The organism is Cohnella sp. GbtcB17, from assembly GCF_019091135.1.
Lineage (GTDB): Bacteria > Bacillota > Bacilli > Paenibacillales > Paenibacillaceae > Cohnella.
The window spans coordinates 16,168-38,845 of the sequence record NZ_JAGXJW010000013.1; the positions used below are offsets into that span (position 1 = coordinate 16,168).

The following is a 22,678-nucleotide window of genomic DNA, read 5'->3' on the forward strand; positions in this document are numbered from 1 at the left end:
GCGCGTATGGAGAACGCAAAAAAGCACGCGCCGACCGTTAACCCTTCAAAATCAGGGTGAACGGCGGCGCGTGCTTCGCGTCCGCTTGTTTGCTTGCATCTATCTTCGCCGGACCGGAAGCGTTTGTCAATCGAAGGAACTATGACTGGCTCGCGACGACGGGAATCCATACCTCGCAGCGGTAATCCTCCGCGTTCGTGTCTCCCTCCAGGTACACCTCGAGCTCGGGCGCCGGGGCATGTTCGTAGCCGCAGGACGGGAACCATTCGCTGTAGATCCGTCCCCATAGCTTCTGAATCGAGGGTGTCACGGGGCCGACCGAGTCGAATACCGCCCAGGTGGCCTGAGGCACCGTCCACGAGACGCAGCCTTCCGGCGTCTCCGCCTTCGCGTCGCATTCGACCGCGACCAGATAGGTGAGCAGCTCCTCGCCTGGAGGCATCGAGCAGATGCCGAGCAGCGGGTTGCCGGCGCCGATCTCCGCTAACGTGGACAGCGTACCGTCGGCCTCGCATTCTCCCCAATAAGCCGGAATTCTCCGGTTGTTTTCCCCGTTCTCGGTGCTCACCCGGATCATTTTGCCGATGACCTTGAACGCCTCTCTTTTGACGATCCGATAGTCCATTTCTTTGTCTCCCTTCAACGACAGTTGGAAGGAAATGCGCGGGTAGGCCTTAAGCGCGGCGCCTTGGGCCTTGGCCTCCGAGGGCGCGATGCCGTGCGCTTTGCGGAACGCCTTCGCGAACGACTCCGGCGATTCGTAGCCGTACTTCAGCGACACGTCCAGCACTTTGGCCGCACCCATCGCGAGCTCCTGAGCCGCCAGCGTCAGCTTGCGCTTGCGCATGTATTCCGCGACCGTCATGCCCGTCAGCATGTGGAACATTCGTTGAAAATGATAAGGCGAGGTACACGCCGCATGCGCGATCTCAGCGATATCGAAAGGCTCCTCCATCATCTGTTCCATCCGGTCCAGCGCGTGCCGCATTCGCTCAAGCCACTCCATGCGCACTCCCCTCTCTGACTCCACTCTATCATCGGGCGACCGCGCTCGCCTGTCATGGCGTGCTTTTCGCGGACAGCCCCATATTGCCGATCAGATCGATTCCCGCCTGCGGGACATGAGCGCCAGCGCGCCCGCTCCGATGAGCAGGATGGCGAGAAGGGAAGAGCCGCCCGTCAGCTTGCCGAGCACGTAGCCGACCGAGAAGATCGCGAAGAAGAGCAGAGAAAGGAAGGTCAGGATGTTGATCGGGATCAGCAGCCACTTGTTGCGGCCGCCGAACCAGTACAGCTCGAACAGGCCGACGGCAGGGGCGAGAATAAAGCCGGGCCACATCATCGACCAGTTGTCCAGCAGCATGGCGATCTGGCAGACGCCGTACACCGTGAGCAGCACGCCGCCGGGGACGAGCACGCCGACGCCTTTGCCGCCGAGCACGGAGAAGTACAGCCAGTGGAAAAAGACGGCCAGCGGCAGCACGAACAGGGTCGGCCAGAAGTAAGCGAAAATTGAGCCCGTGCCTAAATGCAGATCGCCGCGAAACAGCAGAAAGAGGCCGGCCAGAAGCAGGAGGGGACCGAGCAGCGTGCCGCGATGGATTTTCATAAGAGATCGCTCCTTGTAAGCAAAGCTTGGTTGCTTACAGCTTAACACCTTGCGCTCGGTATTGTCGTCCAACTCGGGCATAGCGCAAAATCAGACCAAAGACGGAGGCGCCGGGTCCGACGTTATGGTAAAGATGCGAGCGGCGCTCCGGCTTGCGAAGTTAGAGCGTCTGACCGCTATCCACGGTAATCAGTTGTCCGGTCAGCGCCTCCTGCTCGAGCGCGAAGCGGATGGCGCGAGCGATATCCTCCGGCGACGAGATCGCATTCAGCAGCGTCGAGGGCGCAAGCTTGCGCATTTGCTCCTCGCGCCCGGCCCACCAGCGCGTGCTAACGGCGCCGGGAACGATCGCGTTCACGCGGACGAGCGGGGCGAGCGCATGCGCCAGCGACAGCGTGAGGCCGTGGACGGCCGCCTTCGAGACGGCATACGGCAGCGAGGAGCCACGGCCGGTTTTGCCGGCGATGCTGCCAACGTTCACGATCGCGCCTCCGCCGCCTCGGTTCATGAGAGGGGCTGCCGCTCTGGCGCAGTAGAACATCCCTTTGACGTTAACGCCTATGAGTTCGTCCCATGCGTCGTCCGTCACCGCCTCCAGGTCCTGCAGCGGAATGTGCCGGGTGATGCTCGCGTTATTTACGAGTAAATCCACCGTTCCGAACGCCCGATCGGCGTCGGCGAACATCGCTTTCACCTCAGCGTCCGAAGATACGTCCGCCCGCACCGCGATCGCCTTTCCGCCGAATGCCCGGATCGTCTCGACCGTTTCTTCCGCGCCGCTTCGCGACCTCGAATAATTGACGACGACGGCCGCGCCGTTCGCCCCGAGCTCCAGCGATACCGCTCTGCCGATTCCCGTGCCGCCGCCCGTAACGATCGCCGTACGATTTTTTAAATCCATCGTTATTCCTCCCTAAGGTTTAGTTCCACCTGCTCGTTATTAAGTGTAAAAGCGATCGCCTGTTTCGTATAATTGAATGAATTGAAGATTTTATTCACGAAAATCGATCGGAGATGAAACGCATGGATCCCAAATCGCTTCGCTCTTTTCACCGGATCGCGGCGCTCGGAAGCTTCCGCCTCGCGGCCGAGGAGTTGAATTATGCCCAGTCCACGGTTACGATGCAAATCCAGCGGTTGGAGGAGGATCTCGGCATTGTCCTGTTCGAGCGTTCCGGGGGACTGCGGCTGACCGAGGAAGGCAGGTTGCTGCGCGAACGAAGCCTGCCGATCCTGCAGGATATGGACCGTTTGCGCCGAACGCTGGCGGAGATGCGCGAAGGGGATGCGGGCGAGGTGAGGCTCGGCGCGACGGAGCCCGCCGTCAGCTGCCGGCTGCCGGGGGTGCTTAAGCGCTTCGGGGAACGGTATCCGAAGATTCGAGTGTCGGTCGAGTCCGCGAGCACGCCGGTCTTGAGCGAGCGGCTGCGCAAAGGGGAGCTCGACCTGGCGCTCTGCGCCATGCCGGAGCATACGGAGGGCCTGCACTTCGAGCCGCTGTACCGCGAACCGTTCGCCGCGCTCTTGCCTGCCGATCATCCTTTGGCATCGCAGGCGGTCGTCCGGCTGGAGTCGCTTGCCGCCTGCAAGCTGCTCGTCACGGCGTCGAACTGTCCTTACCGCCGCAAGCTTGAGCTCCTGCTCGCCGAGTCCGGCGCGCCGACGGCGGAGACGATGGAAATAGGCAGTATGACCGCCCTCGCATCTTATGTTGCGATGGGTCTTGGCGTCGCCCTTGTTCCTCGTGTGTTGGCGGACGAACCGCCTAACGGCGTCCTCTCCCGGCCGATTCAGGGAGCGGCGGTGGATATGGCGTGCGGGGTGCTCAGCCGGACCTCGGGGACACCGCTGACGCCTGCGGGGGCGAAGCTGTATGCGGCATTGCGCGATGAACTCGAGGAATAGGCGGCGCCGAACCGAACTCTTTTCCAGGTTGAAGTGTATTAGTGGCGATACGCTTGGAAGGGAGGAGAGGAGGCTGCATGGACATCGCAAAAGCGGAAGCGCAGCGGCTTTACGAAGAAAACGCCGTTTATATTTACCGTCTCGTGCTGATGCTGACAAAATCCAGAGCGCTGGCGGAGGACATTACCCAAGACGTTTTTATGCAAGCCTTTCGCAAATACGGCAGCTATGATCCGCAGCGAACCGGTTCGGCGCGGCCGTGGCTGTCCCGGATCGCGATCAATCAAACGCGCAATTCGCTGCGGAAGAGCCGCTGGCTCAGTCTGATCGGCCATACGCCCGAGCGGGCGGCCCCGGATTCGATCGAAGACGTCGTCCTGTCGGACGAGCGCGATCGGGAGTTATGGCGCGAGGTGCTAGGGCTGTCGCTGAAAACGAGGGAGGTCGTAACGCTCCACTTTTATGCGGGGATGACGCTTCAGGAGACGGCCGATTTGTTGGGAATACCGCTTGGGACCTGCAAGTCCCGGCTCCATTCGGCGCTTAACAATCTGAGGGCGCGTTTGCCGAATAAAGATCGCTATTTCGCATACGGGAGCGGGGGTAGCCATGAGTGATGTCTCGAAGTATCGACGGGTGATTCATGAGGCGCTCGAATCTGAAAAACCGGCTGCGTCTTTCGACCAGCTCTGGATGCGAGCGGAGGGACTGGCGCGCAGACCCTTGCGGCGCTATTGGCTGATCGCCCTGCCCTTGCTCGCGGCGCTGTTGGCGGGGGCCTGTACGGCCGTTTACCAAAGCGTGACGAACTGGTCCAACACGACCGTCTCTTTTAGCGATAAGAAAGACGATTTGACGGAGATGTTGACGCCGTTGGAAAGGTTCGACGGCATGGCCTTGTTGCGCGATAATCCATTGCTGTCGCTGGAAGAGACGAGAAAAAAAGCCCCGATTCCGATAAGAATCCCGACCTTGCCGGACGGGTGGACGGAGGTCCGATCCACAGGCGTGAATCCGGGCAACGCTGAATATTGGAGCTCCTTGCTCGATCCCCAAGGCAGGCGTGTCGTCGTAAGTCAAGCGTTCGACAGCAGTTACACGATGTCCTTAAGGAAGAAGCCGAACGAGACTTTTTTCGTTGGTTATCCGAAAGAATCCAAGTTCATTAAGGGCTTCGGCGACGATCTCGCGATTCTGATCGATCTGCAGAAAGGGAGATGGCAGATGATGCTTTACCACAAGGAGGCCACAAAAGAAATTGTGACCTGCATCAGCATCTGGAGCATGGATCCGGACGAGGCCGTTGCGCTCGCGCATCTATATCTGGAGGCGCCTTCGTCTTAATGGAAAACCGGCCGGTAACGGCGCGCTAGGCGCCATTATCGGCCGGTTAATTGTTTATTCGTTTATTGCACGCCCGCGATCTCCTTGATCGCCTGTGTCAGCGGCGTTGCCGGACGCCCGATCAGGTTTTCCAGATCGTTGCTCTCCACGGCGAGCGTGCCCGCGCGAATCGCCTGCTGGATCGCGACGACGATCGGCAGGGCGAACTCCGGCACGCCGGCGCTCTTCATGATGTCCGCATAAGCGTCGTCGTCGACCTGCTGCACGGGAACTTCGCGTCCGAGCGCTTCGGATGTTGCGCTAGCCAGATCCGCGTACGACCGCAACGGCCCGCCGAGCTCGTAAACCTTGTTGTCGTGCCTGTCGCCGGCGAGCACGGCTGCAGCCGCCTCCGCATAGTCGCTGCGCGCAGCCCAGCCGACTTTGCCGTTCTCGGCGGACGTGACGAGCGGAGCGCCTGCCACGATGCCCTGGATCGCGCCGGCTTCGTTTTCGATGTACCAATTGTTGCGCAAAAAGGCATACGGGATACCTGTCGCGCGAATCGCGTTTTCGGTCTCGCGATGTACTTCCGCCAGGAACAGCTCGCTCTCCTGGGCGTTCGGAGCGCTGGTATAAGCGATAAAGCCGACGCCTGCGTTGCGGGCTGCCTCCACGGCGTTCGCATGCTGTCTAATACGGGTTTGCGTATCTCCGTCGGTCGACACGATCAACAGGCGATCGACGCCGGCGAAGGCTTGCTCAAGCGAAGCGGGATCGTCGAAGTCGCCGCGCCGGACGTCCACGCCTTGCTCGGCCAATGCCGCCGCCTTTTGCGGGTCGCGAACGCTGACGGCGATCCGTTCTGCGGGCACGCGTTCGAGAAGCGCCTTTACGATTAGGGAGCCGAGGTGGCCCGTTGCGCCGGTTACTAGCAATTTCATAGAAAATCAACCTCCAGGGATTCTTATTCGATAGCCTTGACGCCCGTCGCGAAATGATGCGGCTGACGTCGGCATCCGTTGTAACTATAATAGATACAACGAGGGCATGAGTCAAGGCTTTAGATCGGCGAATTGATTTTCGTGGCATGGAAGGCGTACGTTAGCGGGAGTTTCCGAAGGTAGGTTTTCCTTTTCATAGACAAAGGTCGGACGACCCGCTATCATTAGGGCATAACTGCATATCCTCGTACCAGGCGCGCGCATGCTGCCATGCCGCTTAATAGGGAAGTCCGGTGAGAGTCCGGCGCGGTCCCGCCACTGTATATGCCGAGCGCTCCGAACGATGCCACTGTTCAGCCGAATGGGAAGGCGCCGGAGCTGCGATGAAGCAGAGCCAGGAGACCTGCCTCGATACGACTGTATCCCGTCCGCTTCGCGGAGTGAGCGGCGGGACCGGCTGTGCCAGCTATGCCGCTCACCGGGCGGACATGGCCTGCGGCGCGGCGTCTTGCTGCGAGCTTGAACCACTCCCTGCGGAGTGGTTTTTTTCATGCGGGACGGACGAGCGGCGCGGGCAATCGGACTGATCATTATCGGGAAAAGGGGTATGACTCATGTTGAGCTTCAAACGCTTCAAATCGCTGACTTCGCTCGCGCTGTCGGTATCCCTCGCGTTCGCGGGGCTGTCGGTTGCGCTGCCCGCGGGCAAGAGCTATGCGGAGAGCGGCGCCACGACGGTCGCCGCGGCGGCTTCCGTCAATGTCCAGGCGGATATCCAAGCCGCGGTTGGCTACATTAAAGCAAACGGCGGCGTCTCTTCGGACTGGCTGGCCTTCAGCTTCGCGCGAGCGGGACAAGCCGTGCCCGCCGAATATGCGGGTAAGCTGGCTGCCGGCGTAGAGGCTGAGTGGGCCAAGGCCTCGCCGGACCCGACAGCGTTGGCGCGCTACGCGCTGGTCGCGAACGCGATCGGGCTGGATGCACGCAGCATCGGCGGCCATGACTTGATCGCGAAGCTGGCGAGTTATCCGTCCTTCGCCAACGTGTACGCAGACATTTTCGTGCTGCTGGCGCTCGACTCGGGCAACTACGAGCTGCCTGCCGGCACCGCATGGACGCGCGGCGACCTGGTCGCGGCCATCGTCTCGGGCATCGACGGCTCCACGGTCCCGGATCTGTACGGCATGGCGCTTAGCGCGCTGGGCAAGTACAAGGACCGTCCCGAGGTGGCTGCCGCGGCCGACAAGGCTGTCTCTTGGCTGTCCGCCAATCTCGCGAACGACAACAGCGAGGCGATCGCGCAGACGATCGTCGGCCTTGCCGCCTACGGCATCGATCCGGCGGACGCGAAGTTCGCCAAGGACGGATCGAGCCTGATCCAGCGCCTGCTGGCGTTCAAAAATACGGACGGCGGCTTCAAGCACCAGCCGGCCGACGCTGCGTCGGACAAAGCCTTCGCGACCGAGCAGGCGCTGCGCGCGCTCGCCGCTTACCAGTTGTTCTCCGCTTCGCATCGTTCCGTCTATGTTAACGCCGCCAGCCAGTGGGTCGCGACCGGCGTCGCCATCGAAGGGCTGAACGGTCCGCTTGCGGCGCTTAGCGCGACGCAGGCCGTATACGCCTGGGATGCGCTCGTGGAAGTAGCCGACCGCAACAAGCTGAAGCTCGGCTATACGGAAGATCCGCAATACGGCAAGTTCCTGTCCGCGATCGGCGACGCCAAGGGCGACCAGAGCGTCTACTGGCTGTTCGCGGTTAAGCGCGGCGGCGCGTATGCGCCGATCGATACTTCGCTTGAGAAGTTCCGCCTGCAGGCGGGCGACGAGGTGTACCTATATCTGTCGGGCGCGGACAGCGGCCTTGTGAAGTCGGTCACGGCGAAGGCTGCGGCGGGCGGCGCAACGGCCGTGAACGTGCAGTACACCTATTACGACAGCAGCTTCAAGGAAGTGACGGGACCGGCGGCAGGCGTGCAGGTCGCGATCGGCGGCCAGACGGCGAAGACGGACGCGAGCGGCACGGCAACCTTCAAGGGCTTGTCCGCTGGCGAACTGGCTTATACCGTGACGGGTTACCGCGCGGGCGCCGCTCCGCTTGTGCTTAAGTACGCAGGCACGCTGACCGTGGGCGCAGGCCAGGCGGGCGGCGATTCGTTCGCCGACGCTGCGGACATCTCTTCCTGGGCGAGCGAAGCTGTCAGCGAGGCATATGCCGCAGGCTGGCTTCAAGGCGTAAGCGCGACGGAGCCGAAGTTCGCGCCGAAGCAGCAACTGACGCGCGTTCAGTTCGCGGCGCTTATCCTGCGCCTGCTCGGCGAGACGCCGGCTTCGGGTGCCAAGCAGACGTTCGCGGACGTCGCGCCGGGCGTCTGGTACTTCGATGCCGTCATGACGGCGAAGTCCAAAGGACTGATCGGCGGCGTTACGGCGACGTCGTTCAAGCCGAACGACGCGATCTCCCGTCAGGATCTGGCGGTTGTCCTGGCACGCGCCTTCAAGCTCGACGGTTCGGGATCGAAGACCGCATTCTCCGACCAAGGCCAAATCTCCGGCTACGCGCTCGCATCGGTCCGCGCGGTCTACGACAAGGGACTGCTGAAGGGCACCTCCGGCACCGCGTTCGATCCGAAGGCCAAGGTGACCCGCGAGATGGCGGCTGTTATCGCGTCGAACCTGCTGAAGCAGGGGCTGATTTCGAAGTAAAAAAGAAAGCATAAACACAGCAAAACAGACGGCTCAGGCTAAATGCCCGAGCCGTCTGTTTGTCGTTCGCCTATTCCTCCAGCCGTGCGGCTAGCTGCCGAACCTGGTCGACAGGCAATTCCGTCAGGCGGCTGACGGCGGCGATATCGGTGCCGGCCTTCAGCAAATTCAAGGCGACGGCGACTTTTCCCAGCTCTCTGCCTTGCGCAATGCCCAGCTCCCTGCCCTGCGCAATGCCCAACTCCCTGCCTTCCTCCAGCCCCTGCTCCCGCGCGTCCTTCAAAAAGCTAATCCGATCCCGGTTAGCCTTCTCCCTGGCCTCATACAGCATGCGGGTCATGTCGTCCTCGCTCAGATGACTCAGCCGCTCCTCGGCCGTCCGAATCGTCGGATCCATAGCGATCAGCTCCTCCAATTGTTCGTGCGTCGTACGTTCGTCCAGAAACCTAAGCCAACGGTGCAGCGGGTCCGCAATGGCGTAGGGCGCCGAGCGGAACTTCGGAAACTCGATAAAGTGCAGCTCGAACAGATCCGTCAGCCTGAACTGCCGTTCCGCATCCTCGTATAGATGAAACGAGCGATGAAATCCATCGAGCGGCAGAAAGGAAAAATCCAGCATATTGATGCAGATCGTCCGCTTGAGCTGACCGTAATCCTCGCCTTCGCGAATCGAATCCGCGAGGAGCCGGCCCATATAAAACAGGCTTCGCTTCTCCATGTGCCGGTAGCGTCCGACCTGCATCTCGACGTTGATCTGCTCCCGGTCCGCCGTCTCGCAGCGGATATCCAGCACGCCCTCCTTGTCTTCGACGAGGCGCTTGGTGAGCAGCTTGCCGTCGAGCACGACGAGGTCCGCGATCGCGTCCCGTTCGCCTCTGCGCAGAACCGCATTCAGCAGCCCGATCAGCAGCGGCTTGCTGTCGGCCTCGCCGAACAACCGCTTAAAAAGGTAGTCGTTTTTCGGATTCAACCGTTTTTTCATCGCTTTTTGCCTCCAGTATATCATAATCGCGCGATTGTCCGAACCGCGTCGCGCACCCGTAAACGCAAAAAAACGCGCCCTTCGCCGTCCCGCGCACAAGCGCGGATCGACGCAGGGCGCGTGCTTCGCGCCATGATTGATCTGAAACCATCTTCACTTAGACCGGCTCAATTGTCAAGAACGAGAGAGCTGACGAACCTCCGGCTCGCCCTGTTCCGCCTAGACGGCGGTCGCCTTAATAGTAAATACGAATATCGCTCCCTGGGCGACGTCCTTCTTGGCGTGGATTCGCCCACCCATCAGCTCCACCAGCGTCTTGCAGATCGACAGGCCGAGGCCCGTGCCGCCGGACTTGCCGCCCTGCATCCCTTCGAGCTGGGAAAACGGCTGGAACAGCCTGTGGTACTGTCCCTCCGGAATGCCTGCGCCGGTATCCTCCACGGTAAACTCGAGCTCCAGCTCGGCGCCCTGTCTGCGCAGCAGCTGCGCATAGACGCGCACGCCTCCCGCAGAGGTGAACTTGACGGCGTTGCCGATCAGGTTGTTGAGCACCTGGCGAAGCCGGTTCGGGTCTCCGAGCAGCAGCGAAGGGATCGCGGGATCGATCTCCGTCGCCAGCGTCAGCCCCTTCTCGCGAAGCATCGCGATGAACAGGTCCGCCGTTTCCTTCATGCAGCTTGCCAAATTGAACGGGGTGAGCTCCAGATCCATTTTGCCGGACTCGATCTTGGAAAAATCGAGAATGTGGCTGATTATCGAGAGGAGCGCGTTGCCGCTCGTGCGGATAATATCGACCATGTCGCGGTCCGCCGCCGGAAGCTCCGACTCCATCAGCAGGTCCGACATCGCGATGATGCCGTTCAGCGGCGTGCGCAGCTCGTGACTCATCGTCGCGAGGAACCCCGATTTGATCCGGGAGGCGGTTTCCGCCGTTTCCTTCATCTGCGTCAGCTCGCGGTTCGCTTCTTCCATCTGGCGCGCCTGTGACTCAAGCTCAATCGTTTTCGCTTCCAGCTCACGCGTCTTTGCCTCAAGCTCCTGCGTTTTGGCGGCCAGTTCCTTGGTCTGCCGTTCGAGCTCAAGCCTTGTCAGGTAAAGGCGCACGAAGCCGTCAATCTTGCTTTTCAGCACCTCGGGATGTACGGGCTTGGTCATGAAGTCGATCGCGCCAGACGAGTAAGCCTGCTTGTAATTGTCCAGCTCGGACGTCAGCGAGGTAAGGAAGATAATCGGGATATCCTGCGACTTTTTGCGCATTTTGATGCGGCGTGCCGTCTCGAAGCCGTCCATGTCCGGCATCAGCACGTCCATGATAATGAGGGCGAAGTCGTTTTTGAGCAGGCATTTGAGCGCCTCCGCTCCCGAAGAAGCGGACACGAGCGTGTAGGGCGAGTCGGCCAGAATCGCTTGCGCGGACAAAAACTCGTCCGGTCGGTCGTCGACTAGAAGGATGTGAACGTCAGGCTCCATGCGGCAATCATTCCTTCCGGCGGTTCTACTTGATGAGCCACGCTTTGAGCAGCGTGACGAGCTGGGTTGTATTGATCGGCTTGGCGATGTAGTCGGACGCGCCTGCGCGAAGGCATTTCACGCGGTCGCCTTCCATCGCTCTGGCCGTCAAGGCGATGATGACCAGATTCTCGTACTGCGGCATCTGGCGAATGCGCCGCATCGTCTCGTAGCCGTCCATCTCGGGCATCATGATGTCCATGAAGACCAGGTCGACGCCAGGGTGGACGCTCAGGTGCTGCAGCGCTTCCTTGCCGTTTTGCGCGAAGCTGATCTCCATGTTGTAGCCCTCGAGCACGCTGGAGAGCGCATAAATATTGCGCATATCGTCGTCGACGAGCAAAATCTGCTTGCCTTCGAAGGCGGCTTCCGGGTTATGCAGCTTCTCGATGAGCAGCTGCTTGTCCGGCGGAAGGTCGGCATGCCTGCGATGCAAATACAGCGCGGTCTCGTCGTAGAGCCGCTCCATCGACTGGACGTTTTTGAGCACGATGCTCTCCGCGTAATGGCGCAGCCGCTCCTCCTCTTCCTTGCTCAGGTCGCGGCCCGTGTAGATGATGACCGGCAGCGTCTGCAGCTTGCGGTTCGTCTTGACCTGCTCCAGCAGTTCGAAGCCCGAGATATCGGCGAGTCCGAGATCGAGCACCATGCAGTCGAAGTGCTGGGCGTTCAGCTGATCCAGCGCTTCCTTGCCCGAGGCTGCCGCGGTCACGGATACGTCGGGGTGCGCGATAAAAGCGACGAGGCTGGCACGCAGCGCGTCGTTGTCTTCGACGATGAGCAGGTTTTTGACCGGACGCCGAATGTACGATTCAATCCGAAGGAACGCGGCTTCAAGCTCCGAGCGGTCGGTCGGCTTTTTCCAGAAGTCCAGCGCGCCCATCGATAGCCCCTGCTTGCTGTCGTCGGCCGTGGACACGATGTGCACGGGGATGTGGCGCAGCTCGGGACGGCTCTTGAGTCTGCTGATGATCGCCCAGCCGTTCAGGACGGGCAGATCCGCGTCGACGACTATGGCGTCTGGCTTGTAGGCGTGGGCGAGCGCGAGCCCCTGGTCGCCCTGCAGCGAGACGATCGCCTTGAAGCCGCGCTTGCGCGCCAGCTCGAGCAGGATGGCGGCGAACGATTCTTCCTCCTCGATGATGAGCAGCGTCGTGTCTCCCGGCTGCAGGTCGCTTCGGTCGTCGTCCATCACCGCTTGCTGGAGCAGCTTCGGATTGGAGATCGAGATATCGGGCACGAACGATTCGTAAAATTCGGCAAAGTCGGCGCCGGGACGCGGGGGAGCCTTGTATGCGCCCGAATCCGCCTTCGGAGACGGCATGCTCGGCGTCGGTTCCCGAGTCGATTCCTTCGCCGGAGCGGAATCCGCCTCGGGGGAAGAACCGGCCGGAGCCGCCTGAACGGAAGGGGCCTTCGGCGCCGCTAGGCCGAACGGCTGCTCCTGCTCCCGAACGGAATTGTCCGTCTCCGCCGTCTCAGACAGGAGAAGGGTGAAGATGCTGCCCTTGCCCGGCTCCGAAGAGACTTCGATGCGTCCGCCCAACAGCGAGGCGAGCTGGCGGCAGATGCTCAGGCCGAGTCCCGTGCCGCCGTATTTGCGGCTGGTCGTGCCGTCCGCCTGCTGGAACGCCTCGAAGATGCCGTCGAGCTTCTCTTTGGGGATGCCGATGCCGGTATCCTTGACCTCAAAGAAAATGCCGTCCGGATGAGAATCGCTTCGCCTGACCGTAAGCGACACCTCGCCCTTATCAGTGAACTTGAAAGCGTTGGAGAGCAGATTCGCCAAAATCTGCTGAAGCCGGTGTCCGTCTGTCCTCAAGGAGGCGGGGAGCCTTGGATCCAGGCGGATGCGCAGCTCGACGCCTTTGCCGCGGGCGACTTGATCGAACGTACGGTACGCGTGATCGACGACGTCCTGGACTTGGACCGTCTCGAACACCGCCGTCATCTTGCCGGCCTCCAGCTTGGCCAGGTCGAGAATCTCGTCGATCAGACGAAGCAGATCCCTGCCGGCTGAGAAGATCGTATGGACGTATTCGAGCTGTTTGGGCTGCAGATTGCCGGTCCGGTTCTCCGCGAGAATCTGCGAGAGAATCAGCAGGCTGTTGAGCGGCGTCCGCAGCTCGAGGGAGACGTTGGCGAGAAATTCGGACTTGTACTGGGCGGCCATAAAAATCTCCTCGGCCTGCTGCTGGATCTCGTCCTTTTGCCGCGCGGTAAGCGCCATTTCCGTCTTCAACTGCTCGTTGGAGACGCGCAGCTCGTCCGCCTGCACCCGGAGCTCTTCCGCCTGGTCGGCGAGCGAGTCCGCTTGCTGCGCAATTTCCTCCTTTTGCCGCGCGAGGGACTCGGCTTGCGCCGCGATCTCTTCCTTCTGGCGCGCGGTAAGCAGCACTTCCGTGCGCAGCGTCTCGTTGGCTTCGCCGATTTGTCTGGCCTGCGCGTCGAGCTCTTCGGTCTGCGTGCGGAGCTCCTCGGTCTGGGCAGCCAGCTCTTCAGTCTGCGACTGCAGCTCCTCCGTCTGCGCTTCGAGCTCTTCCTTCTGCTTCTGGGTATGACGCAGCAGCTCGTCGATTCGCGCAATATCGGCGAGCGTGTTGAACAGGATGCCCATGTTCGCGGACACCCGGTCGATCAGCTGCCGCTCGCGCGGAGAAAACGCGTGAAGGGAGGCCAGCTCTACGATGCCGACGGTTTCGTTTTCGTATAGGATTGGCACGAGCGTCAGATAGGAGGGAGGCGTTTCGCCAAGCCCGGAGCTGATCTTGATGTAGTCCGCCGGCAGATCGCGCATGACGACCGGCTTCTTGTCGAGCGCGGCTTGTCCGACCAGTCCGACGCCGAGCGGAATAGGCTTGCGCTCCTGCCTGGCATCGTCGTACGCGTAGCCGGCGGCGAAGTGGAGCGCTTCGCCGCGCTTCACGTACAACGCCCCGCAGCTTGCGCCGAGCGCGCCGGCCAGCTTGCTCATGAAGATGCGGGAAGCTTCCTGCACCTGCACGGAGCCTTGAAGCAGAATAGCCATTTCCGATACGTTGGCGTTGACCCAAATCTCGTTTTCCGCGTCTTCGCGCAGCTGGCGTTCTTGCTCCGTCTTGTGGTGGAGAGACACGGCCAGTTCCCGGAAACGGCGTGCGAGCTCGCCGAATTCGCCGTCCGCCGAATCGTCGTGCGCGGATACGTCCGTCCTGCCTGCAGCCATATCGTCGACGATCCGGGAGATGCGCCGCATGCCCGTAAAGATGCTTCGATGAACGGTGGCGATCAGGTAGGCGCCGGCGCTAAGGCCGAGCGCGCCGAGCGCGATCGAGAGCGCCAGCATTTGTCCGTGCGTATAGACGGAGGCAATCGCCGTTAGGCCTCCGAGGAGCAGCAAAAACGCAAGGCCGAGGCCCCAAATTTTTTTCGTAATATTCATAAAAACCGCCTTCGCGTCGAGATGATGGATGGGATGAGAGTACGCGAACGATAAACGATACATACAATTATAACTTTCCTGTAGGAAGATAGATATAGAACGCCCGCTGAACGCGGCCTGCACATTTAACCCGGACGCCGGAACTGGGTCCTGTAGCTTCGGGGCGTCATGCGGGTAAAAGCTTTGAATACCTTTTCGAAGTGGGAGAAATTTTCGAAGCCCGCTTCTTCCGAAATCTCGGTGATGCGCGCGTCCGTCTCGCGAAGCAGCCGCTGCGCTTCCTTGATCCGTGTAATGCCGACGTATTCGGCGATGCCGAAGCCGGTGCACTTTTTAAAGGTGCGGCTCAGATAGCTGGGGCTTAAATAAAAGCGGCTGCCAAGCTCGTCCAGCGTGATCGGCTCGCGAAAATTCGCGGCGATATGCCGCGCGACCTCCGTCATCTTGGCGGCTGTAGGCGACGGGTTCTCCTCGGCTTCGGCCTCCGCGCCGCGCGCATGCCGGGCCGCGAACAGCAGCAGCTCGGCGGCTGCATGGCGAATCGGCAGGGAGCAGCCGGGCTCACGATCCTGAATCTCGCGCAGCATGCCGTACAGCAGCTGTTCAACCCGAAGGCGTTCGGGCGCGTCCAGCCGCAGCAGGTGGCGATTTCCGCGGAACGGCGAGCGCAGCAGCTCGGCTTCCGCTTCGCTGAATTGCGCGAAATAACGTTCGTCGTAATAGAGCACGACGCGCTCGTGGTTGGGCACGCCTGTGTCGCTCGTCTTGTGGACCTCGTCGCCGGGCACGATCACGAGATCGCCGGACTGAACCTGGTAGGCGCGGTCCTTAATGAAGTAAAACCGCTCGCCGCCGAGCAGATAATAAAGCTCGTGCTGCCCGTGCATATGGTCAGCGACCATCGAATAATGGCCTTTTCTCCGATTGTATTCGACGTAAAAGGGATCGTGAGGGTCTCCGTATCGAAGCGTGCTGCTTAAGTTCAACGCAATCGCCTCCGTAAGGACAAAAAATGCGGGTTTTCAAAAATAATAACATAAATTGCGGAGCGAATAAGCACATTTTGCGGTACATTTTCCTCATAAGATGCTTGAAGACGAGGAGAGATGGCAACGATGGCAAGAAAGACGTACGTACAGGTAGGCGCAGGGGGGAGAGCGGAATTTTTTTACTCAGCGATCGCTACTTCGTTTCGCGAGACGAGCGAGCTGCTCGCCTTTTGCGACATTAACCAGACCCGCATGGACTACGCGAATAAGCTGCTGACGGAAAAGTACGACTATCCGGCGGTGCGTACCTATAAGAGCAACGAATTCGACCGGATGATCGCGCTTGAAAAGCCGGATGCCGTCATCGTGACGAGCGTTGACCGGACGCACCATACGTACATTATCCGGGCGCTTGAGCTCGGCTGCGACGTCATCACCGAGAAGCCGATGACCGTCGACGAGGAGAAGTGCCAGGAAATTCTCGACGCGGTCGAGCGGACGGGACGGAGCGTGCGCGTCACGTTCAACTACCGGTACGCGCCGCATCATACGAAAGCACGCGAGCTGATCGGGAGCGGCGTCATCGGCGATGTCACGTCAATCCACTTCGAATGGCTGCTGAACACGCAGCACGGCGCGGACTACTTCCGCCGCTGGCACCGGGACAAGCGCAACAGCGGCGGCCTGCTTGTACACAAGTCGACGCACCACTTCGACCTGGTGAACTTCTGGATCGGCTCGCAGCCGGACACCGTGTTCGCGATGGGCGACCTGCTCTTCTACGGCCGGGAAAACGCGGAGAGGCGCGGCGTCACCAAGTTCTACGAGCGTGCGACCGGCAATCCGAACGCCGCCGGGGATCCGTTCGCCCTGCCGCTCGACGACAATCCGCATCTGAAGGCGATGTACCTCGACGCCGAGCCGGAAGACGGCTACCGGCGCGACCAGAGCGTGTTCGGCGACGGCATCTCGATTGAGGACACGATGAGCGTGCTCGTGAAGTACAAGAACAAAGCGCAGCTGACTTACTCGCTGAACGCTTATCTGCCTTGGGAAGGCTACCAGATCGCGTTCAACGGCACAAAGGGCCGCATCGAGATGAAGATCGTGGAACAGTCGTACGTCAATTCGGGCGGGGACAAGGCGCTCGAGGGCGCCGTGCAGGGCGTCACGATCCTCGTGTTCCCGATGTTCGGCGAGCCGTATAAGGCCGAATTCGAGGTGGGCGAAGGCGGACACGGGGGCGGCGATCCGGTACTGCTGAACGACATCTTCGGCGTGCCGGTGGAGGACGAGTTCCATCGGGCGGCGAACCACGTGGACGGCGCGCGCTCCATTTTGACGGGCATCGCGGCCAATAAGTCGATCCGCACCGGTCAGGCGGTCAAGGTCGACGAGCTTGTGAAGTTTTATTAAAAGAGACCTTGGTTGACGGGCGCTTCTCCGTAAGGGGAGGCGTCTTTTCGGTTTGGCGAAACGTCCTGATGAATCCTGTCTATGCGGACAGGGCTAGTCGCGCGGCCGATCATGCAGCTTGCGATACTGCATGGGCGTCAGTTTGGCTGTCTTTTTGAACGTGCGCTCAAAGTGCGTCACGCTGTCAAAGCCGGAGGCCGCCGCGACGTCGATGATCTTGCGGTTCGTCTCGCGCAGCAGCGTCTGCGCCTCGCGCACCCGGATCAGGTTCAGGTAGCCGACCAGCGTAAAGCCGGTCACCGCCTTGAAGGTTCGGCTGAGGTGAGAGGGGCTCATGTAAAAGCGGGCGGCCAGATCCGGCAAAGTCACGTTATCCGAGTAGCGGGCATTCAGATGCCTGACGACGTCGGCGATCTTGCTGTGGAGCGGATGGGCCGAGGCCTGCCCTTCCTCGCTGCCTGAATCCGGCAGCCGGGAAGCCAGCAGCAGCAGCTCCGCGAGGAGCAGGCGCAGCCCGGTCTCGAAGCCCGGCTGGCGGCCCGCGATCTCGGCGCCCATCCGGTTCAGCAGCGCGAGCACGCCGGCCTGCTCGTAGGGCGACAGGCGGAACACCCGCGAGCCGTCGCGGAATACGCGGAACAGCTCGTCGTAGTGCGGCAGCCGCTCCATGCCGAGAAAGGCGTCGCTGAAGTTGATGACGACGCGCTCGTGCGCGTGCGAGTCCTTCATCGACGATTTGTGCACCTGCTGCTTGTCGATGAAGACGAGCGAGCCGGCGGCGACATGATGCGTTTCTTCCTTGATAAAGTAAAGCCGCTCGCCCGAGACGAGGTAATAAATTTCGTACGTGCGGTGATAGTGATTCGTCCGCTCGAAGGGCCGGGTGCGCCGTATGCGGTGGTAATAAAAGTCCGATTCTTCGTCGCCGTACGTCAAAGCGTCCGTCTCGTCGTACATTCGCGTTTGCTCCTTCCGGCGCCCAATCGTACGCATCTGAGCAAAATAGGTTGATTTTTTATAATATAAGCAAAAATCGCGGAGACTTCCAACCTTTTTTGCGATAATCTGAGGGGTAGAAAGCGATTGCATATTACGATATGGAGGTTGAATACCTGTGAGAGCGTTCATGGACGACCGCTTCCTGCTGAATACCGACACGGCCGCGATGCTTTACGAGCGGTTCGCTGCGCCGATGCCGATCATCGACTACCATTGCCATCTCGATCCGAAGGCGATCTACGACAATAAACCGTTCGCGAACCTGACCGAGGTGTGGCTGTACGGGGACCATTACAAATGGCGGGCGATGCGCGCGAACGGCGTTCCCGAGCAGTACGTCACCGGCGGTGACGGCGTCTCCGACTACGACCGGTTTTTGGCCTATGCGAAAACGGTGCCAATGGCGATCGGCAACCCCCTCTACCACTGGTCGCACCTCGAGCTGCGCCGGCTGTTCGGCATCGACGAGCTGATCAACGAGAAGAACGCGCCGGTCATCTGGGAAAAGGCGAACGCCAAAATCCAGGGCGGCGGCTTCACCCCCCAAGATCTCGTGCGCGGCTCGAATGTGCGCGTCGTCTGCACGACCGACGATCCGGCGGACACGCTCGAGTACCACCGCAAGCTGATCGAAGAGGACCGCCACGGCTTCCAGGTGCGCCCGTCGTTCCGTCCGGACAAGGCGCTGGAGATCAACCGTGCGACGTTCCTTCCGTGGCTGGCGCGTCTTCGCGAGGCATGCGGCTACGAGCTGTCCGACTACGGCTTGCTGCTGAAGGCGCTGGGCGAGCGCGTGCAATTTTTCCACGACACCGGCTGTCTGCTGTCCGACCATGCGATCGATACCGTCATGCATGCCGACGCGACGCAGGAGCAGGCCGCGGCGATCTATGCGAAGGCGCTGCGCGGTGAAGCGGTGTCCTTGCATGAAGAGGCGCAGTACAAGACGTTCACGCTGCTGTTCCTTGGGCGCCAATACGCCGAACGCGGCTGGACGATGCAGCTGCACATCCACGCGCACCGCAACAACAACACGGCGATGTTCGAGCGCCTCGGCCCGGATACCGGCTTCGACTCGATCAACGCGGGTGCGCTCGCGGGCCCGCTCGTCAAGCTACTCGACGGGATCGAGCGGCAGGGCGGCCTGCCGCGCACGATACTGTATTCGCTGAACGCCGGGGACAACGACGTGCTCGCTTCGATCATCGGCAGCTTCCAGGGGGACGGCATTCCGGGGAAAATCCAGCTCGGCTCCGCCTGGTGGTTTAACGATACGATCGACGGCATGCTCGCACAGCTGAAGTCGCTCGCGAACATGGGGCTGCTGAGCCGGTTCGTCGGCATGCTGACCGTCTCCCGCAGCTTCCTGTCGTATCCGCGGCATGAGTATTTCCGCCGCATCCTGTGCAATCTGCTCGGCGACTGGGTCGAGTCGGGCCTCGTGCCGGACGATCAGGAGCTGCTCGGCGAGATCGTCGAGGGCGTCTGCTACCGCAATGCGGAAGCATACTTCCGCTTCGGCGCCGACTCCGCCCGCATCGAGATCGCGCGGACGGCGGGCGGCGTATGAGCGGGGGCGCGGGCGCGGAGCGCGCTAACGTGGCGGCTGCGGGCGGGGAGGCGCTGCCTCGTCTGAGCCGGGCGACGCTTACCGGAGAAGCGGTAGCGCGTTACGACCGGATGAAGGCGTATCCGGTCAAAGTGCTGCAGATCGGCGAAGGCAACTTCCTGCGAGGATTCGCAGACTGGATGATCGACCGCTGCAACCGGCAGGGGCTGTTCGAGGGTGGCGTCGCCGTCTGTCAGCCTCGCCCGTCGGGCGCGGCCAAGCTGGCGGAGCTGCGGGAGCAGGACGGATTGTATTACCAATGGATTCGCGGCCTGCAGGACGGTCGTCCGGTCGACGAGCTGGACCTGGTGTCTGCGTTCGCGCTGACGGTCGACCCGTATGCAGAGTGGGAGCGATTCCTGGCGCTGGGGGAGGAACCGGCGCTTGAAGTCGTCATTTCGAATACGACGGAGGCGGGGCTGGTCTATCAAGCGTCCGAATGGCAGCCGGAGCAGCCGATCCTGTCGTACCCGGGCAAGCTGACGGCGCTGCTGCACAGGCGGTTCGAGACGTTCGGCGGCGAACCGGCGAAAGGCTTGCTGCTGCTGCCTTGCGAGCTGGTTGAGCACAACGGCGACAAGCTGCGGGACATCGTGCTGCGGCACGCGGAAGATTGGGGACTGTCCGTGGCGTTCAAAGCGTGGATTCGCGAGCATAATCGCTTCCTCAACAATCTCGTCGACCGGATCGTGACCGGGTACCCGGCCGAGGAGGCCGAGCGCGTGTTCGCGGCGCAAGGCGCCGAAGACCGGCTGTTGAACGCGGCGGAGCCTTACCATCTGTGGGCGATCGAGGGCGAGGCCACGCTGGACGCGAGGCTGCCGCTGGCGCGCGCGGGGCTGAACGCGCTGTGGACGGATGACCTGCGGCCGTACCAGCTGCGCAAGGTGCGCATCCTCAACGGCGCGCACACGCTGATGGCGAGCGTCGGGCTGCTGAACGGGCTGGAGACGGTGCGCGAGGCGGTCTCGCATCCGATGTACGGCGAGCTGATCCGCGACGCGATTATGAATGAGATCGTGCCGTCCGTACCGCTGCCGGAGGCGGACATGCGCCGTTATGCCGACGAGGTGCTGGAGCGCTTCGCGAACCCGCATGTCCGGCACAAGCTGGCCGATATCGCCTTGAACAGCCTGTCCAAGTTCAAGGTGCGGCTGCTGCCGACGCTTGAAGCATATGCCGCGCGAACGGGGGAGCTGCCGCCGCGCATCGTGGAGGCGTTCGCCTCGCTGCTGAGGCTGTACCGCGCGCGGGAGACGGGGGACGGCGGGTTTGCAGGCAGCCGGCTGGACGGCAGTCCGGTCGCGCTGCGGGACGATGCGGCCGCGCTGACGGAGCTGGCTGCACTATGGGCGCGGCTGGAGCTTGGAGAGATGACGCTGGAAGATCTCGTCGCGGATATCCTCGGGCGCATCGATTGGTGGGGACGGAACCTGGGCGAAATCGAAGGGCTGCGCGCGGCGCTGGCCGGCGCGCTGACGAAAATGGAGGCGAGCGCACGATGAGCGAGAAGGATACGACGCAGGCGGCAGCGGCCGGAACCAACGGCGCCAACGGCGCCGCGGCTGCCGGCACGGCAGCGGTCGCGGCGGCGAGCGACACTGTCGTGCTGAATCCGCGCGACCAGGTGGCTATCGCGCTGCGAGACATCCGCGCCGGCGAGACCGTGGACTGGTCGGACGGCGCGGGCGGCGAAGGCGCGGTGCGCGCGCTGCGTGACGTGCCGCGCGGGCACAAGCTATTAATCCGGCCTGTCGCGGCCCGACAGCATGTGAACAAGTTCGGCTATTCGATCGGCATCGCGAAGGAAGACATCGCGGTCGGCGACTGGGTGCATACGCATAACCTCAAGACCGGTCTGGGCGCAGTGCTGGAGTACACGTACAAGCCAGGAATCGCCGCATCCGGCGCGGAGGCGGTGACCCAGGCAGCTTCTTTTCCCGGCGGACAGTCGACCTTCAAAGGCTACGTGCGCGATGACGGACAGGTCGGCATCCGCAACGAAATCTGGATCGTGAATACCGTCGGCTGCATCAACAAGACTTGCGAGACGCTCGCCCGCCTGGCGACGCGGCAGTTCGAAGGGCGCGGCATCGACGGCGTGTTCCATTTTCCGCATCCGTACGGCTGCTCCCAGCTCGGCGACGACCTGACCGCGACGCAGAAGCTGCTGGCCGCGCTCGTGCGGCACGGCAACGCGGCCGGCGTGCTCGTCATCGGTCTCGGCTGCGAGAACAACCAGGTCGACGCGTTCAAGAAAGTCATCGGCGACTACAACCCCGAACGCGTGAAGTTCATGAAGTCGCAGGAGGTCGAAGACGAGCTCGAGGAGGGGCTGTCGCTGATCGGCGAGCTGGTCGATTATGCGGAGCGCTTCGTCCGGACGGACGTGCCGCTGTCGAAGCTGCGCATCGGGCTTAAATGCGGCGGTTCCGACGGCTTCTCCGGCATCACCGCGAATCCGCTCGTCGGCCGCGTAGCCGACGCCATCACTTCGGTCGGCGGCACGGCGCTGCTGACCGAGGTGCCGGAGATGTTCGGCGCGGAGACGATCCTGATGGAGCGGGCGGCGGACGAAGCCGTGTTCGGGGACATCGTGAAGCTCGTCAACGACTTCAAGGACTACTTCATCCGCCACGGTCAGGAGATCTACGAGAATCCGTCGCCGGGCAACAAGGACGGCGGCATCACGACACTCGAGGAGAAGTCGCTCGGCTGCACGCAAAAGGGCGGACATGCGACGGTCACCGACGTGCTGGCGTACGGCGAGCCTTCCCGCAAGCCGGGGCTCAACCTCGTGCAGGCGCCGGGCAACGATCTCGTCTCGGTCACCGCTTTGTCCGCCGCGGGCGCGCACGTCGTGCTGTTCACGACCGGGCGCGGCACGCCGTTCGGCGGGCCGGTGCCGACCGTGAAGATCGCCACCAACTCCCAGCTTGCGGACCGGAAGAAAAACTGGATTGACTTCAACGCGGGTCGTCTGATCGAAGGCATGAGCATGGATGCGCTTCGGGACGAATTGCTCGCGCAGATCGTGGACCTGGCTTCCGGCGAGAAGCAGACGAACAACGAGCGGAACGGCTTCCGCGAGATCGCGATTTTTAAGGACGGGGTCATCCTGTAATCAAGCCTCTGGGGAATCCGTGTCCATTGCGTAAAAAGTACCGACTGTCGAAGGAGCGCTTCTGTCGTCATGCTTATGACGCCGAGGCCGCTCCTTTTTTCGCGTCGTGTCCGTCTCCGTACAGTAAAGTTAAATATGAACAGTCC

18 protein-coding genes and 1 riboswitch are annotated in these 22,678 nt (G+C 61.8%); of the genes, 9 read left to right on the plus strand and 9 right to left on the minus strand.

Annotated features, from left to right (window positions below):
• Window positions 1-139: 139 nt before the first annotated feature.
• From KVT38_RS09060 to KVT38_RS09070, 3 genes are all read right to left on the minus strand, one after another.
• On the minus strand, window positions 140-1,006 hold the full coding sequence (locus KVT38_RS09060) for an AraC family transcriptional regulator (protein ID WP_217593384.1): 867 nt from the start codon (window positions 1,004-1,006) through the stop codon (window positions 140-142).
• 90 nt (window positions 1,007-1,096) lie between these two features.
• Window positions 1,097-1,603, minus strand: a complete 507-nt coding sequence (locus KVT38_RS09065; protein ID WP_217593485.1) for a hypothetical protein — start codon at window positions 1,601-1,603, stop codon at window positions 1,097-1,099.
• 166 nt (window positions 1,604-1,769) lie between these two features.
• Entirely contained in the window at window positions 1,770-2,510 is a 741-nt protein-coding gene (locus tag KVT38_RS09070) for an SDR family NAD(P)-dependent oxidoreductase (RefSeq protein ID WP_217593385.1), read from the minus strand.
• A 122-nt stretch (window positions 2,511-2,632) separates the two neighbouring features.
• Between KVT38_RS09070 and KVT38_RS09075 the strand changes: the two genes are divergently transcribed.
• From KVT38_RS09075 to KVT38_RS09085, 3 genes are all read left to right on the plus strand, one after another.
• Window positions 2,633-3,514, plus strand: a complete 882-nt coding sequence (locus tag KVT38_RS09075) for a LysR family transcriptional regulator (RefSeq protein WP_217593386.1) — start codon at window positions 2,633-2,635, stop codon at window positions 3,512-3,514.
• Window positions 3,515-3,591: 77 nt separating this feature from the next.
• Window positions 3,592-4,131 (plus strand): RNA polymerase sigma factor, encoded by a 540-nt coding sequence (locus KVT38_RS09080; protein ID WP_217593387.1) that lies wholly within the window; start codon window positions 3,592-3,594, stop codon window positions 4,129-4,131.
• Entirely contained in the window at window positions 4,124-4,858 is a 735-nt protein-coding gene (locus KVT38_RS09085) for a DUF4245 domain-containing protein (protein WP_217593388.1), read from the plus strand. The genes KVT38_RS09080 and KVT38_RS09085 overlap by 8 nt, the downstream gene beginning before the upstream one ends.
• Before the next feature lie 62 nt (window positions 4,859-4,920).
• Here KVT38_RS09085 and KVT38_RS09090 read toward each other — a convergent pair whose 3' ends face one another.
• Window positions 4,921-5,781, minus strand: coding sequence for an SDR family oxidoreductase (locus KVT38_RS09090; RefSeq protein WP_217593389.1), 861 nt, complete (start codon window positions 5,779-5,781; stop codon window positions 4,921-4,923).
• Window positions 5,782-6,017: 236 nt separating this feature from the next.
• Window positions 6,018-6,206: riboswitch (cobalamin riboswitch) on the plus strand.
• Between KVT38_RS09090 and KVT38_RS09095 the strand changes: the two genes are divergently transcribed.
• Together KVT38_RS09095 and KVT38_RS09100 are read left to right on the plus strand one after the other, a co-directional pair.
• The gene (locus tag KVT38_RS09095; protein WP_217593390.1) at window positions 6,165-6,368 is read left to right on the plus strand and encodes a hypothetical protein; all 204 of its coding nucleotides are present in this window, start codon (window positions 6,165-6,167) and stop codon (window positions 6,366-6,368) included. It overlaps the preceding riboswitch by 42 nt.
• A 27-nt stretch (window positions 6,369-6,395) precedes the next feature.
• Window positions 6,396-8,483: an S-layer homology domain-containing protein gene (locus KVT38_RS09100; protein ID WP_217593391.1), complete on the plus strand. Its 2,088-nt coding sequence runs from the start codon at window positions 6,396-6,398 to the stop codon at window positions 8,481-8,483.
• A gap of 70 nt (window positions 8,484-8,553) precedes the next feature.
• Here the strand turns inward: KVT38_RS09100 and KVT38_RS09105 are convergent, their stop codons facing one another.
• The 4 genes from KVT38_RS09105 to KVT38_RS09120 form a co-directional block, all read right to left on the minus strand.
• Window positions 8,554-9,465, minus strand: coding sequence for an Rpn family recombination-promoting nuclease/putative transposase (locus KVT38_RS09105; RefSeq protein WP_217593392.1), 912 nt, complete (start codon window positions 9,463-9,465; stop codon window positions 8,554-8,556).
• A gap of 219 nt (window positions 9,466-9,684) precedes the next feature.
• Window positions 9,685-10,935 (minus strand): ATP-binding response regulator, encoded by a 1,251-nt coding sequence (locus KVT38_RS09110; RefSeq protein WP_217593393.1) that lies wholly within the window; start codon window positions 10,933-10,935, stop codon window positions 9,685-9,687.
• Between the two features lie 25 nt (window positions 10,936-10,960).
• Window positions 10,961-14,395 (minus strand): response regulator, encoded by a 3,435-nt coding sequence (locus tag KVT38_RS09115; protein WP_217593394.1) that lies wholly within the window; start codon window positions 14,393-14,395, stop codon window positions 10,961-10,963.
• A 125-nt stretch (window positions 14,396-14,520) separates the two neighbouring features.
• Complete coding sequence (locus KVT38_RS09120) at window positions 14,521-15,381, minus strand: AraC family transcriptional regulator (RefSeq protein WP_217593395.1); 861 nt, start codon at window positions 15,379-15,381, stop codon at window positions 14,521-14,523.
• A gap of 129 nt (window positions 15,382-15,510) precedes the next feature.
• On the opposite strand from KVT38_RS09120, the gene KVT38_RS09125 reads away from it, so the two are divergent.
• Window positions 15,511-16,800, plus strand: coding sequence for a Gfo/Idh/MocA family protein (locus tag KVT38_RS09125; protein ID WP_217593396.1), 1,290 nt, complete (start codon window positions 15,511-15,513; stop codon window positions 16,798-16,800).
• Between the two features lie 93 nt (window positions 16,801-16,893).
• Here the strand turns inward: KVT38_RS09125 and KVT38_RS09130 are convergent, their stop codons facing one another.
• The gene (locus tag KVT38_RS09130; protein WP_217593397.1) at window positions 16,894-17,757 is read right to left on the minus strand and encodes an AraC family transcriptional regulator; all 864 of its coding nucleotides are present in this window, start codon (window positions 17,755-17,757) and stop codon (window positions 16,894-16,896) included.
• A 157-nt stretch (window positions 17,758-17,914) separates the two neighbouring features.
• On the opposite strand from KVT38_RS09130, the gene uxaC reads away from it, so the two are divergent.
• The 3 genes from uxaC to KVT38_RS09145 are packed head-to-tail and all read left to right on the plus strand — an operon-like array spanning window position 17,915 to window position 22,532.
• On the plus strand, window positions 17,915-19,369 hold the full coding sequence (gene uxaC, locus KVT38_RS09135) for a glucuronate isomerase (RefSeq protein ID WP_217593398.1): 1,455 nt from the start codon (window positions 17,915-17,917) through the stop codon (window positions 19,367-19,369).
• Window positions 19,366-20,913 carry a tagaturonate reductase gene (locus KVT38_RS09140; RefSeq protein WP_217593399.1) on the plus strand — a complete coding sequence of 516 codons (1,548 nt, stop codon included), beginning with the start codon at window positions 19,366-19,368 and terminating at the stop codon, window positions 20,911-20,913. The genes uxaC and KVT38_RS09140 overlap by 4 nt, the downstream gene beginning before the upstream one ends.
• Window positions 20,910-22,532, plus strand: coding sequence for a UxaA family hydrolase (locus KVT38_RS09145; protein WP_217593400.1), 1,623 nt, complete (start codon window positions 20,910-20,912; stop codon window positions 22,530-22,532). Before KVT38_RS09140 ends, KVT38_RS09145 begins: the two co-directional genes overlap by 4 nt.
• Window positions 22,533-22,678: the final 146 nt, after the last annotated feature.